The 13,387-nt window shown below is 68.3% G+C and carries 14 protein-coding genes; 11 read left to right on the forward strand and 3 right to left on the reverse strand.

The features are described from left to right. The 4 genes from VGP60_RS22530 to VGP60_RS22545 form a co-directional block, all read left to right on the forward strand. On the forward strand, window positions 1-822 hold an 822-nt coding region (locus VGP60_RS22530), incomplete at its 5' end, for a hypothetical protein (protein ID WP_327550041.1). A 13-nt stretch (window positions 823-835) separates the two neighbouring features. Beyond that, window positions 836-1,264 carry a hypothetical protein gene (locus tag VGP60_RS22535; RefSeq protein WP_327550042.1) on the forward strand — a complete coding sequence of 143 codons (429 nt, stop codon included), beginning with the start codon at window positions 836-838 and terminating at the stop codon, window positions 1,262-1,264. Window positions 1,265-1,552: 288 nt separating this feature from the next. Further along, window positions 1,553-1,738: a MerR family transcriptional regulator gene (locus tag VGP60_RS22540; RefSeq protein WP_327550043.1), complete on the forward strand. Its 186-nt coding sequence runs from the start codon at window positions 1,553-1,555 to the stop codon at window positions 1,736-1,738. A 126-nt stretch (window positions 1,739-1,864) separates the two neighbouring features. Then, window positions 1,865-2,749 (forward strand): MurR/RpiR family transcriptional regulator, encoded by an 885-nt coding sequence (locus tag VGP60_RS22545; protein ID WP_327550044.1) that lies wholly within the window; start codon window positions 1,865-1,867, stop codon window positions 2,747-2,749. An 86-nt stretch (window positions 2,750-2,835) separates the two neighbouring features. On the opposite strand, the gene VGP60_RS22550 is transcribed toward VGP60_RS22545, so the two are convergent. After that, window positions 2,836-4,638, reverse strand: a complete 1,803-nt coding sequence (locus tag VGP60_RS22550) for an AfsR/SARP family transcriptional regulator (protein WP_327550045.1) — start codon at window positions 4,636-4,638, stop codon at window positions 2,836-2,838. A gap of 159 nt (window positions 4,639-4,797) precedes the next feature. Here VGP60_RS22550 and VGP60_RS22555 point away from each other — a divergent pair, with 159 nt between their 5' ends. The 5 genes from VGP60_RS22555 (at window position 4,798) to VGP60_RS22575 (ending at window position 9,133) form a co-directional block, all read left to right on the forward strand. Beyond that, complete coding sequence (locus VGP60_RS22555) at window positions 4,798-5,772, forward strand: winged helix-turn-helix domain-containing protein (RefSeq protein WP_327550046.1); 975 nt, start codon at window positions 4,798-4,800, stop codon at window positions 5,770-5,772. A 67-nt stretch (window positions 5,773-5,839) separates the two neighbouring features. Continuing rightward, complete coding sequence (locus tag VGP60_RS22560) at window positions 5,840-7,009, forward strand: RNA polymerase sigma factor (RefSeq protein WP_327550047.1); 1,170 nt, start codon at window positions 5,840-5,842, stop codon at window positions 7,007-7,009. A gap of 78 nt (window positions 7,010-7,087) precedes the next feature. After that, window positions 7,088-7,441, forward strand: a complete 354-nt coding sequence (locus tag VGP60_RS22565; protein ID WP_327550048.1) for a YciI family protein — start codon at window positions 7,088-7,090, stop codon at window positions 7,439-7,441. Beyond that, window positions 7,438-8,634, forward strand: coding sequence for an RNA polymerase sigma factor (locus VGP60_RS22570; RefSeq protein WP_327550049.1), 1,197 nt, complete (start codon window positions 7,438-7,440; stop codon window positions 8,632-8,634). The genes VGP60_RS22565 and VGP60_RS22570 overlap by 4 nt, the downstream gene beginning before the upstream one ends. Window positions 8,635-8,716: 82 nt before the next feature. Then, a complete protein-coding gene (locus VGP60_RS22575; protein WP_327550050.1) occupies window positions 8,717-9,133 on the forward strand; it encodes a nitroreductase family deazaflavin-dependent oxidoreductase in 417 nt (138 codons plus the stop codon). 288 nt (window positions 9,134-9,421) lie between these two features. Here VGP60_RS22575 and VGP60_RS22580 read toward each other — a convergent pair whose 3' ends face one another. After that, a complete protein-coding gene (locus VGP60_RS22580) occupies window positions 9,422-10,915 on the reverse strand; it encodes an alkaline phosphatase family protein (RefSeq protein ID WP_327550051.1) in 1,494 nt (497 codons plus the stop codon). Window positions 10,916-11,233: 318 nt separating this feature from the next. Between VGP60_RS22580 and VGP60_RS22585 the strand changes: the two genes are divergently transcribed. Together VGP60_RS22585 and VGP60_RS22590 are read left to right on the forward strand one after the other, a co-directional pair. After that, window positions 11,234-11,653, forward strand: coding sequence for a hypothetical protein (locus VGP60_RS22585; protein WP_327550052.1), 420 nt, complete (start codon window positions 11,234-11,236; stop codon window positions 11,651-11,653). Between the two features lie 213 nt (window positions 11,654-11,866). Further along, on the forward strand, window positions 11,867-12,433 hold the full coding sequence (locus VGP60_RS22590) for an EF-hand domain-containing protein (RefSeq protein ID WP_327550053.1): 567 nt from the start codon (window positions 11,867-11,869) through the stop codon (window positions 12,431-12,433). A gap of 4 nt (window positions 12,434-12,437) precedes the next feature. On the opposite strand, the gene VGP60_RS22595 is transcribed toward VGP60_RS22590, so the two are convergent. Beyond that, a complete protein-coding gene (locus VGP60_RS22595) occupies window positions 12,438-13,241 on the reverse strand; it encodes a sulfite exporter TauE/SafE family protein (protein WP_327550054.1) in 804 nt (267 codons plus the stop codon). Between the last annotated feature and the right edge of the window lie 146 nt (window positions 13,242-13,387).

Consider the following 13,387-nt stretch of genomic DNA (forward strand, 5'->3'; position numbering starts at 1 on the left):
GCCCGGAACTCGTTGTACAGCCAGGTTCCCCGGCTCGCGCTCGACTACGCCGCAGAGCATGTAGCCGCGCCGTTCGAGCCGATCCCGGACGATCAGAGCCTCCGGAACGGCATCAAGCTCACCCGCAAAAACGGCTCCAGCATCCGTGTCGAGCAGACGACCGGTCCGCTCTCGGTCTCGTCACCGTTCGACGCGCGCGGTGTCGGGCGCTACGACGCCGAGAGCACGCAGAACCTCTACGCCGACAGCCAGCTTCCGGACGCGGCGGCCTGGCTCCTGCTCAACGGCACGGTTGACGAAGATCGATACCCGTCGATCGGGGTCAACCTGCTCACCTTCGATCGCCAACTGTTCCTGGACTCGCTCGCCGTCGACATCGGCGACCGGCTCACGATCGACAACCCGCGCGCCGGGGGCGACCCGAATCAGATCAGCCAGATTGTCCAGGGGTACAAGGAAACGATCAACTCGTTCTCACACAACATCACGTTCAACTGTTCGCCGGAGTCGCCCTACGCGACTGTCCGGCTCGACGTGACGGCGATGGACAAAGTGGACAGTGGTTCGTCGGTCCTGGCGACCGGCTACAGCTCCTCGGCTACGTCCCTGTCGGTCACAACGACGATCGTCACTGACTTGTGGAAGACCGGCGCGGTGTCGATCCCGATCACGGTCGCAGGCGAGAACATGTTGTGCACCAACATTTCCGGCGCGTCCAGTCCGCAGACCTTCACAGTGACCCGCTCGACGAACGGCGTCACGAAGGCGCAGTTGTCCGGCGCTGAAGTCCACGTTGCCCGCCGGGCGACGCTCGCCTACTAGATCGGAGAACATCATGACCGTCTCGGCGGGTATGGACCTCACGGCCGCGATCCTCAACGCGCTCGTCAACGGCACCATCAAGATCAATAGGGCGCTCGCCAGCAGCAACCAGACGGCGGGTGGCCAGACGGACATCGCCGGAACGTCGATGAACATCGTGACGACGGTCCCCAACACGCTGTGGGTCGCGTTCGCCTCATTCGACGTTGCACAGACCACGATCGGTGACACGTTCGTAGGAAGGCTGAGTGTCGGCGGCGTTGTTCAAAACGAACAAGCCATCAGCAACACTCTGCGCGCATGCATCGGACAACACTGGGATGGAGTGATCGCGAGCGCGGGTACCACCGTGTTCAAACTCAGGTCCGAAGTGACAGCCGGAGCCGACACGTCGACACAGGCCACGCACACGAAGCTGACCGTCATTCAGTTCGCGCTCTAAAGCCCCTCGTGCCAGTGCTCGCACCGGTAGGCGTACCCCGCGTTGACGTAGGTCACCTTGCAGTGGAAACACGTCCGAACCTCGACATCTGTCGCCGTCCACGCGCGCACGTCCTTCGGTTCGGCCCTGCCCTTGCGCGCCGACTCAGGCGCCCGTACCCGCGCTAGCCGATCGTGTGGCCCTGTGTGCTCAAGTTGTGTCATTTGGTAATCGTTGCATTCGTAGGTAATCGTGGCAAACGTCGCAGGTCAGGGGCATACGACGCATCCGTGTGCAAGCGTCTTGATCATGTCGCCGAAGCTCGTGCCGACCGGAGTTGCCGCGCAGGCGCTCGGGGTCGATCGCGGCACCCTCGTACGATGGTGGCAACAGGAGATGGTTACCCCGGCTGTCGTCACCCCCGGCGGACACGCGCGGTGGGACCTGGACGACCTACGGCGGCAGCTAGACGCGCTCCGCAAGCGCGACGAATAGCCGGATCTCAGTCACGGATACTGCGCGCGCAACGCTCGCTTACGACCTGGCTGAACAGCGGTTACCTTGACGTTCAGGGCCGCATACAGACCACGTATCGTGACTCTCGATCAAGGGAGAGACACCGTGACAGAGACAGCCGCGGCCGACGGTTTCGAGGACTGGTTGCGCACCCGGGTACCCGAGCGCGGCCTGCGGCCCAAAGCCGCGGCGGTGCTCGAAGTCCTGTTGTCCCAGCCGCGCCGGGCCACCTTCGGCTCGACGGTCGAACTGGCGCAGCTCGCGGGCGTCAACATCGCCACCGTGACCCGCACCGCGCAGGCGCTGGGCTTCGCCGGCTGGCCCGCGCTCCAGCAGGAACTCCGCGCGCGGTACCTCTCGTCGCTGAGCGCCCCCCAGGTCGCCGCGGAGCACCACAGCGCCGACTCGGACTCCCCCGGCTCGGCGTCCCTGCGCCGCGACCTCGACAGCCTCGCGCTCCTCAGCCGCCGCTTCGACGAGGACGCGATCCTGACCATCGCCGAAGCGGTCGCCGCCGCGCACCGCACCATCGTCATCGCCGACGGCAGCTACGCGGCCGTCGGCATCGCTTTCGCCCACAACGCGCGTCTCGCCGGCTACGACGTCGTCGCGGTGACGGCCGGGGACGCGGAACTGGCGAACTCGGTGGCCGCCATCCGCCCGGACGACGTCCTGATCGCGATCAGCTTCTGGCGGCTCTACGAAAGCACCGTGCTCGCCGCCAACCAGGCGAAATCGCGCGGCGCCCGGGTGTTCGCGGTGACCGACGCGGCGAGCCCCGCCCTGTCCGCCGCCACCGAGGAAGTGGTGCTCGTCCCGGCCGAGGGTGTCGCGTTCTTCCCGTCACTGACCGCCGGGATGGCCGTCGTCCAGGCGATGGTCGCGCAGCTCGCGGCCATCGACCCGGCGCGGACCAGCGCCGCCATCGAAAACGCCGAAAGCATGTGGTCGGCCTTCGGCCTCCTGCACCGCCGCCCCACCACCAACTAGCCGGAACGCGTCGTTCAGGGCACCGCAGGTCCAGTGGCCGCGTGGGGGTCGTGAGTGGCAACGAGTGTTCTAACACTCGTAAACACTCACGACCCACCCACCCGACTGAGCGGCCCGTGAAGCGCGGGTTCGTCGGCGCGGTACTGGCGGAGCGCGAACTCGCGGAGCAGGCGGTGCAGCCGGAACCGGCCACCGCCCAGTTCCTCGACGACACTCGCCGCGGCCAGGCGGCAGAGCCGGAGCAGCACCTCGTCCGGGGCCGTGCCGGTCACCTTGGCGACGGTCCGCGCGGTGAACTCCGTGCCGGGCACCGAGCCGAGCAGCCGGAACAGTTTGCGCTGCGCGGGGGCGAGCGTGCGGTAGGACGCCACGAACGCCCGGGTCACCGCGCTTTCGCCGGCACCGTCGAGCGTCAGGCCGGCGAGGACGCCGTGACACGCGAGTTCCTCGGCCAGTCCGGCGATCCGGGGTTCCGCGTTCGCACCGATCTTCGCCGCCGCGATCCGCAGGGCCAGCGGCAGATGGCCGCACAACCTCGCGAGCTCGTCGGCGGCGAAGGACTCGGCCGCCACCGGACCGGCACCGAGCAGCGCGGCCAAGAGGGCGCGGGAGTCCTTGGCGGGCAACACATCCAGGCGCAGCGACCGCGCACCGGTCGACACCATCAGGTCGCCAAGCCGGTGCCGGCTCGTCACCAGTACGGTCCCGCTGGGCGGCAGCAGCGGCCACACCTGCTCGGCGTCGCGCGCGTTGTCGAGGATCAGCAGCACCCGCCTGTCCGACAGCAGCGACCGGTACAGCCCGGCCTGCTCGTCGAGCTCGCCGGGAATCCGTTGCGGCTCCACGCCCAGCGAGCGCAGAAGCTGCGAGAGCACAGTCACGGGAGCGAGCGGGTCGCGGTCCGCGTCGAAGCCCCGGAGGTCCACGTACAGCTGGCCGTCCGGGAACCGCTCGCGCGCCTGGCAGGCCCATTCCACCGCCAGCGCGGTCTTCCCGACCCCGCCGATCCCGGTGATCACCCAGATGTCGGCCGCCGGTTCCCCGGAACCGAGCTGCTCGTCCAGCAGGTCCAGCTCACGCGCGCGGCCGGTGAACCCGCGCGCCGGCGCGGGCAGCGCCGCGGGACGCGAGGGTCTCTTCCGGTGCGGGACGCTCCCGCCGCGCAGGATCCCGGCATGCAGATCCCGCAGTGCCTTCCCCGGTTCGATCCCCAGTTCCGCGGCGAACCTGCGCCGGGTCTCCGCGTAGACGTCGAGCGCGTCGGGCACCCGGCCGGACCGGCTCAACGCCGTCATCAGCTGGGCCAGCAGCCGTTCGCGGAACGGGAACTCTCCGGCCGTCCGGCGCAGCTCGCCGATGAGATGGGCGCAGCGCCCGGTGGCGATCTCCGCGTCGAACAACTCCTCCCGCGCGGTCATGCGCAGCTCTTCGAGCATCGGGCCCTCGCGCCGGGCGAGTACGTCGGTCACGCCGCTCAATCCGTTGCCATGCCACAGTTCCAGCGCTTCGCGAAGCAGGCCGACACTCTCCCGCGACCGCCCCGACGCGCGGGCCTTGGCGACGCCGTCGCGGAAGGCGTGCAGATCCAGCTCACCGGGCCGGACCTCGATGAGGTAACCCGACGCGGAGCGCACGATCACCTCGCGGCCGAGCAGTTTCCGCAGTTCGAAGACCCGGAGCTGCAACTGTCCCCGCGCGCTCGACGGCGGCGCGTCCTCCCAGAGCAGATCGATCAGCTGGTCCTCGGACACCGGCCGGTTCGCGTTCAACAGCAACGCGGCCAGCACCGTGCGCTGCTTGGGACCCCCCAGGCGCACCGGACCGGCGTCGGTTTCCGCCGAAACCGATCCGAGCAGCCGGTAACGCGCACCGATACGTGAGTTGGCCACGTCGCGAACCTGCCAGCGCCGGAGAGGAGGCGTCAACAACGCCGGGAACGTTTCGGATGGGAACGAAACGTCGGGAATCGGTGGCATGCGTCACTGCCCGGGCACGAATAACGAAGGCTACGATCGCTTATCGACGTTGTCGCCTTGGGGGCAGTACAGGTGTTGAAAATTCACTTCACCGAAAAGGATTTGGCCCGGATCAAGATCGCCGCGAGCGCCGAGCCGATGTGGGAAGTGCTGACGAGCGCGTATCGTCTGCGCCGCCCGGAAGGCGGCCGCGTCTACGGCCAATGGCGCAACGAGTCCAGGAGCGTCATTCCCGCGACGGGCAAGGCGCTGATGGACGTCATCCCGGCTTATGGCTATTGTCCGGATTTCCTCACTCCGGCCGATTCGGCGCCGGACATCCACGACGGCGCCTCCGCGCTGGTCCGGACGCCGGAAGCCGAGCTCCGCCGGGATCTCGGCGAATTCGCGGTCCAGGGGAACCGCATTCCGCCGTGGCTCGTCCGGATGGCCGAAGGGGAAAGCAGCGCGCTGCGCGGTCTCGGCACCGCGGCGCAGGAGTACTTCCGGCAGTGCCTGGCGCCGCACTGGAGCCACATCACGCGGACGGTCGCGAAGGACAGGGCCCTGCGCGCCGAAGCGCTGCTCTCCGGTGGTCTGGACCTTTTGCTCTCGACGTTGCACAAGTCCGTGCGGTGGCGGGCACCGGTGCTCGAGGTGGACTTCCCGGTGGAGCAGGACCTCCACCTCGACGGCCGCGGCCTGCGGCTCATCCCGTCCTTCTTCTGCCACGGCATGCCGACCACCTACAAGAACCCCGAGCTGTCCCCGGTGCTCGTCTACTCGATCGACCACCAGGGGCCGCTGAGCACCGGCGGCCGGGATCTCGGCGCACTGTCGGCGTTGCTCGGCGAAACCCGCTCCCGGGTGCTCGAAGCCGTCGCGCAGGGCGACTGCAACACCAGTGAGCTCGCCTACCGGACCCAGACCTCGCTGGCGACGGCGAGCCAGCACGCCTCGGTCCTGCGCAACGCCGGGCTGATCGCGAGCCACAAGATCGGCAAGTCGATGATCCACGTCGCCAGCGAACTAGGCTTGGCCCTGCTCAGCCCGCAGGTCCGGCACTAGCGCTGGAGAAGAACTGAACCCGATCGAAGCAGCGGTCGCCGGCGCGCACCGTCGCGAATGGGCCTACGTGCTCGCCGCGACAGTACGGGTCACGCGTGACCTCGACACCGCCGAAGAGGCGGTGCAGGACGCCTACGTCCAGGCGCTGACGACGTGGGCCCGCGACGGCGTGCCCGCCCGGCCCGGGGCCTGGCTGACGACAGCCGCGCGCAACAACGCGCTCAACGTCCTGCGCCGCCGTCAGACGCTCGCGACCAAGCTGCCACTGCTGCTCGAACCCGAAACCACCGAAGCACCCGAGCCCGACACGATCCCCGACGACCGGCTGCGGCTGATCTTCACCTGCTGTCATCCGGCACTGGCCCCGGAGGCGCGGATCGCGCTCACGCTGCGGCTGGTGTGCGGGGTGACGACGCCGGACATCGCGCGGGCGTTCCTCGTCGCGGAGCCGACGATGGCCGCCCGGCTGACCAGGGCGAAGAAGAAGATCACCGCCGCACGCATCCCGTACACCGTGCCGTCGGCCGCCGACCTGCCCGAGCGGGTCGACACCGTGCTGACCGTCCTCCACCTGCTCTACACCACCGGGCACACCGCGCGGTCCGGCGAAGACCTCGTCCTCGACGAACTGACCGGCCGCGCGCTCGACCTCGCCCGCCTGCTGCGCCTGCTGCTCCCGGACGACCGGGAGGTGGCCGGGTTGCTGGCGCTGCTGCTGGTCCACCACGCGCGCCGCGCCACCCGGACCGACCCGCACGGCAGGCTCCTGCGGCTCGACGAGCAGGACCGTTCCCGGTGGGACACCACGTCGATCGCCGAAGCCGACAGGCTCGTCGTCGCCGCGCTGACCGCGGGCGCACCGGGCCGGTTCACCCTGCAGGCCGCGATCGCCGCGCTGCACGCGCAGGCACCGAGCTACGACGAGACCGACTGGCCGCAGATCCTCAAGCTGTACGACGCGCTGCTGCGGGTCTGGCCGACGCCGGTCGTCGCGCTCAACCGCGCGGTGGCGGTGTCGATGGTCGACGGACCGGCAGCCGCGCTCGCCGAGGTCGAGGCGCTCGAACACGACGGCCGCCTGGCCGGTTACCACTACCTGCCCGCGACCAAGGCGGACCTGCTGCGCCGGCTCGGCCGCGACGCGGAGGCGGCCGAGGCCTACCAGGCGGCGCTGGCGCTCAGCGGCAACTCCGCCGAGCAGGAGTTCCTGGCCGAGCGCGTCAGAGAAACTTCCTGAAAGATCTGGGACGGAAGTGTCGATCCGGCCGGACGCCGTTCGTGTAGAGGGTGCAAGCCCACCAAGGAGGGACACGACATGACCCAGTACCTGCTCAGCATCTACCAGCCCGACGGCCCCGCTCCTTCGCCCGAGTTTCTCGAGCCGATCATGCGGGATCTCAAGGTGTTCCAGCGCGAACTCCGGGCCACCGGCGCCTGGGTGTTCTCCGGCGGCCTCCACGAACCGAGCACGGCGACGGTGGTGCTGGCCAAGAACGACGAGGTCCTCATGACCGACGGGCCGTTCACCGAGGGCAAGGAACACCTCGGCGGGTTCACCATCATCGACGTGGCCGACCTCGACACCGCCCTCAAGTGGGGACGCCAGCTCGCCGCGGCGACCACGCTGCCCGTCGAAGTCAGGCCGTTCCACGACGAATCCCCGCGGTGATCGATCGGATCTTCGCCCGGGAGTACGGCCGGGCGGTGGCGGTCCTGGTCCGCGTCTTCGGCGATATCGACATCGCCGAGGAAGCGGTCCAGGACGCGTTCACCGAGGCCGTGCGCCGGTGGCCGTCCGACGGCGTGCCACCGAGCCCGGCCGGGTGGATCATCACCACCGCGCGGAACCGGGCGATCGACCGGCTGCGCAAGGAGGCGTCCCGTGAAGACAGGCACGCCCAGGCGGCACTGCTGCACGCCGGTGCCGAACCGGCCGAGGAGAGTGCCGTGCGCGACGACACGCTGCGCCTGATCTTCACCTGCTGCCACCCCGCGCTCGCCGCGGGCGCCCGGGTCGCGCTCACGCTCCGGCTGCTGGGCGGGCTCACGACGCCCGAGATCGCGCACGCGTTCCTGGTGCCCGAACCGACCATGGCGCAGCGGCTGGTCCGGGCCAAGGGCAAGATCCGCGACGCGCGAATCCCTTACCGCGTCCCGAGTGAGGCCGAACTCCCCGACCGCCTCCGGCCGGTGCTCGCCGTCGTCTACCTCGTCTTCAACGAGGGTTACACGGCCAGCTCGGGTGATCGGCTCGTCCGCGAAGACCTCTGCGCGGAGGCCATCCGGCTCGGCAGGCTGCTGGCCGAGCTCATGCCCGACGAGCCCGAAGTGCTGGGACTGCTCGCGTTGATGCTGCTCATCGAGTCGCGCCGGGCCGCGCGCAGTTCGCCCGGCGGCGAGGTCGTACTGCTGGCCGACCAGGACCGCGGCAAGTGGGATCGCGGCCTCGTCGCGGAGGGACAGGCGATCGTCCGGGAGTGCCTGCGGCGCGACCGGCCCGGTCCGTACCAGATCCAGGCCGCGATCAACGCCGTCCACAGCGACGGGCCGTCGACCGACTGGGTCCAGGTCCTGGCGTTGTACGACCAGCTCCTGAGGTTCACCCCGACCCCGGTCGTGGCGCTCAACCGCGCTGTCGCCGTCGCCGAAGTCGACGGCCCGGCCGCCGCGCTCTCCCTTGTCGACGACCTGGATCTCGAGTCGTATCACCTGTTCCACGCCATCCGGGCCGATCTCCTCCGCCGGCTCGGCCGTCCCGGTGAAGCCGCCCAGGCCTACGGGGAAGCGATCACCCGCGCCGAAAACGCCCCCGAACGCACCTTCCTGCGCGGGCGGCTCGAAAGCCTCTCTGAGTCCACTTAGGACACTCCGGCGTGATATGTTGGCGCATCACCAAAGTCACGGTAGTTTCACATTCAAGTATCCCCTTTTCGAAAGGTCGCACATGTCTGAACCGGTCGACTTCAACGGCGGCGTCATCAAGGAGTTCCGGGAGAACGAGGGCAAGGTCGGCGGCATGTTCGAAGGCGCCCCGATGATCCTCGTGCACCACGTCGGCGCGAAGTCCGGCACCGAGCGCATCGCGCCGTTGATGTACCTGCCCGAGGACGGCAAGATCTACATCTTCGCCAGCAAGGGCGGCGCCCCCGAGAACCCCGCCTGGTTCCACAACCTCCAGGCGCACCCGAAGACCACCGTCGAGGTCGGCCCCGAGACCTTCGAGGTGACCGCGAAGGTGATCGAGGACCGCACCGAGCGCGACGCGATCTACACCAAGCAGGCCACCGCGTACCCGCAGTTCGCCGAATACGAGACCAAGACGACGCGGGTCATCCCGGTCGTCGAGCTCTCGCGCGCCTGAGGCACACCAACGTCGCCGGGCACTGACCATTTTGGATGGACGGTGCCCGGCCTTCGCCATCTCCTCGACTGCTTCTGGGCCCTGGCGGGCCATCGTGAGCGGTGGAAATTTTCACTCCAGCTGGCGGGTCACGCGGCCCCTGCCAGAGAGGCACTTTCGCGAGAAAGCGCGCCGCGTCGTGACCCCAACCGCACGGCTGACCGGCGACGCTCTGAACGACGCGTTCATGTCACTCAACGCCCTGAACGCGTCGTTCAGGGCATCCCCGAGCACGCCGCATTTGGCGCGTTAGCCGACCTGCGGGCGGTGACCCGGTTCCTGCCGCGGCAGGCTTTGCCGCGTGGTGGGCACGGTCGGCAGCGGCAACTGGCTCGCCTCGAACTGCGCGAGGTTGTACTGACCCAGCGTGTCCGGCAGCACCGGCGCGTGCTTCGTCGCGTCGTGGAACCGGAAGGCCGAGGTCAGGTCACCGACGGTCCGGCGGCGCCAGTCGCTGATGTTCGTCTCGGCGACCCCGGTGACCCGTTCGAGGAGCCGCAGCTGCGAAGTGTGGTCGAAGGTCTCCGAACACACCCAGCCCCCGGCCGTCCACGGCGAGACGATGATCGCCGGCACCCGGAAACCCAGCCCGACGGGCAGTCCGCCACCGTACACCCCGGTCACCGACGTCTTGGTCACGAACTCGTCGGGCGTTCCGGGCTCCGGTGTCGGCGGGACGACGTGATCGAACATGCCGTCGTTTTCGTCGTAGGAAAGGATGAACGCCGTCTTCGCCCACACCTCCGGGTTGGCCGCGATGGCGTCGATCTTGCCCGCCACGAACGTGGCGCCGGCCGCGGGCAGCCCGGCCGGGTGCTCATCGAAGCCCGACGGCGGCAGGATCCAGCTGACGGTGGGCAGCTTGTCGTTCTTGGCGTCGTACTCGAACTGCCCGAGCGGCTGCGGGTTCATCGCCTTCTCGAACAGGTCCGAACCGGGCTTCGCGTTGAAGTACTGGGCGATGTGCTGGATCGCGGCCAGCCCGGTCACCGAACCCGGCTGGTGGTAGATCTTCCAGCTCACCCCGGCCTCGGTCAGCCGTTCGGGATAGGTCTTGAACGAGTAGGCGCCGTTGGGCGCGCCCGTGGTCAGCGACGGGCCACCCGCGACCCCGTCCGGGTCGATGGTGCCCGCCATCCACATGTGCCGGTTCGGGCCGGTGGGGCCGAGCACCGAACAGTGATATCCGTCGAGAACGGTGAACGCGTCGGCGAGAGCGTACTGGAACGGGATGTCGTCGCGGGTGAAATAGCCCATCGTGTAAGGACCGGCGGCGCCGTCGGACGCCATGTGCGCCGGCAGCCAATTGTCCATTTTGCCGTTGTTCCAAGCCTGGTGCTGCACTGTCCACTCGTGACTCATCGAGGGGATCGCCTGTGCCGAGGTGGTCCGGGTGTCCAGGTGGTACGGCAGCAGGTAGCCGTCCGGGTTGGCCGGGTCCGGCTGATAGAACACCGATCGACCATCGGGAAGCCGGGCCGCGTGCGGGTCCCCGAAGCCACGAACTCCTGACAGGGTCCCGAAATAGTGGTCGAAGCTGCGGTTCTCCTGCATCAGCATGACGACGTGCTTGACGTCGCTGATCCGCCCGTTCTCCGGCGGCGGGGACGCCAGCGCCTTGCGGACGTTGGGCGGCAACGCGAGCGAGGCGGCGGCGAGACCACCGGCCGCGGCGGCGGAACCGAGCAGCCGCCGCCGGGTCATGCCACGGCGTTCGTCCGGCGTTTCCGGAGTGTCACTCATCGGGGTCCTTTCGAATCGGCCTCACGGCCGGAGTGGGAGCACCATGACACTCGTCCGGCGTCCCTTCTCCCTCGGTGATCCTCAGATGAGCAGATCCTGAACATCGGCTGAAACTGTTGTCCTGGAGTGGATCCAGCCGCGATCCGGGGCGGACATCCACCACCGGACCAGCCGATTCCATGCGGAAAAGGCAATAAGTGATCCGGCTACCTTTTAGAGTGAAAAGACACCGGAAGCCTTTTCCCGGACACCGCCGATCCCTAACGTTGTCGATTACCCGCGGAATTCGCGCCCCGAAAGCGAGGATGACGGTCAGCCATGACACAGGCCACCGAGATACCGGTCCAGGAATTCTGCCTTCGCTGGACGTTGCCAGGAGCTCGCGGCGGCAGAGTCGGTATCGAGATAGCGGGCCAGGTCTCCCTGTTGCACGACGGACGGTTCTACAAGATCGACGGGGTGCTGTATGTCGCCGAGGGGTCGACATACAGCAAGGAGATCGGGAATCCGCGGCTGACCGTGCTCCGCAACGGCGTCGAAGCCAGCGGGCGGCAATGGGGCTGGGAAACCGTCGCGAAGAAGTCGTGCGCGCGCTTGTGCACCTTCGACAACTACTTCGTGCGGACCGGCTACTGGGCTCCGTCGGATCGGACGATCCAGCTCAAGATGGGCGCCGAGTACGGGTGGGGCCGCCAGAAGACCTACAGCCCGAAGATCGACGTCCGGATGGTCGACTGAGCGACGTCGTCGGCCCGTTCGGCGACGGCGGTACGCGTATCCACGGGTGGGTTTACGGCCTGAAGAGCCGGCTGGCGCGCCAAGGTGCCCAGGGCGGCGCACGACGGAATCCGATCAAGACCGAGCTGCTCCATTTGTGGCAAGTTCACTACGCCATATGGCCTTCGCGCACGGGCTGCGTTAGGAACAACTGAGCAAGCCCCGAAGCGAACCATGGCTGTGGAGGTCACTGTGCCGGATCCCGAAGTTCAGGCCCGAGCGCTCGCCCTGCGTTTCCGGCATTGGGATCGTGACAACAGCGGCTTTCTCGAACTTTCCGATCTCAAAACCTCCGCCCGGCGGCTCGGTGAAGCGTTCGGGCGGCCGGTGAACGCACCGGAACAGCTTGCACTGGAAGAATCCTGCCGTCAGCTCTGGGAAATCCTCGCCCGGCATGCCGACGTCGACCACAACGGCCGGATCAGTCAGGACGAATTCATCGCCGCGTTCACGGAAGAGGTACTCGCCGATCCGGCCGAGTTCGACCGCGTTTACCGGATACTCCTGGAAAACGTCGTCAAAGCGGCGGACGCCGACGGCGACGGGAAACTCGACCTGGGCGAGTACGTCCGGCTGATGGAGAGTTGGTACAGCGCCGGTGAATCCGACGCCGTCGCCGCGTTCGCGAAACTTGATCGCGACGCCGACGGTTTTCTCACCCTCGAGGAATTGGTTCGCTCGGCGATGGAGTTCTATCTCGGCGAAAGCCCGCCCTTGGCGGCTTTCCCTCCCAGCCGATGAGCCGTCAGGCGAAAGCCTGCCAGGCGAGTACCCCGGCAAGACCGAGTCCCGCGACGCTGATCCCGATCCGAAGCGGCCCGGCGGGCAGCCGCCGGACGATCATCGGCCCGATCCAGGCGCCGAGCGCCGAACCCACGCACAGCATCACCGCGGCGGGCCAATAAACCTTGCCGGTGAAGGAAAACACCACCGCGGCGATCAGGTTCGCCGCTCCGGTGGCGATGTTCTTGGCCGCGTTGGTCCTGGCCAGCGACTGCGTCCACACCGTCGAGAGCAACGCGAGCATCAACACGCCCGCCGCCGCCCCGAAGTACCCGCCGTACACCGCGACCCCGAACGCGGCGATCCCGGTGAGGGCGTGTCTTGTGGCTCTGTTCGATGGGATTCGTGATCCAGCACGCCCTCGCCCCAGCCCGGCCGCGTCCGCGCGCTCCCCCGCCGCGCGCAGGCGCGGACCGGCCAGCAGCAGGATCGACGCGCCGCTGATCAGCCACGGCACCACCGTGGTGAACGCGCCCGGCGGGGTCACGAGCAACAGGAACCCGCCGAAAGCGCCGCCGACGGCGGTGATCACGCACAACCGCAGCAGCCGTCCACGCTGACCCGACAGTTCGGGCCGCGAACCCGCGGCGGCCCCGAACGTGGTCCCGAGCATGGCGACGGTGTTGGTCACGTTGGCCATGATCGGCGGCAGTCCCGCGAGCAGCAACGCCGGGTACGACACCAGCGACGCCAGCCCGGCCACCGAACCGACGAGCCCGGCCCCGACGCCGGCCACCAACAGGAAGATCAACACGCCCAAGGTCACAACTACGCAGTCTCGCCGACACTCCCCCTCCCGGCCGCCCTACGTGCCCTTTTTCACTTTCCCCACCTCGATCTCGCCCTCCCCACCCCGTATAGGATATTATACACCCACCTCACAAACGGGAAACACCGTGTCGCGCGTCTGGC

Origin of the sequence: Amycolatopsis sp., from assembly GCF_036008905.1 — a bacterium.
Classification (GTDB): Bacteria; Actinomycetota; Actinomycetes; order Mycobacteriales; family Pseudonocardiaceae; genus Amycolatopsis.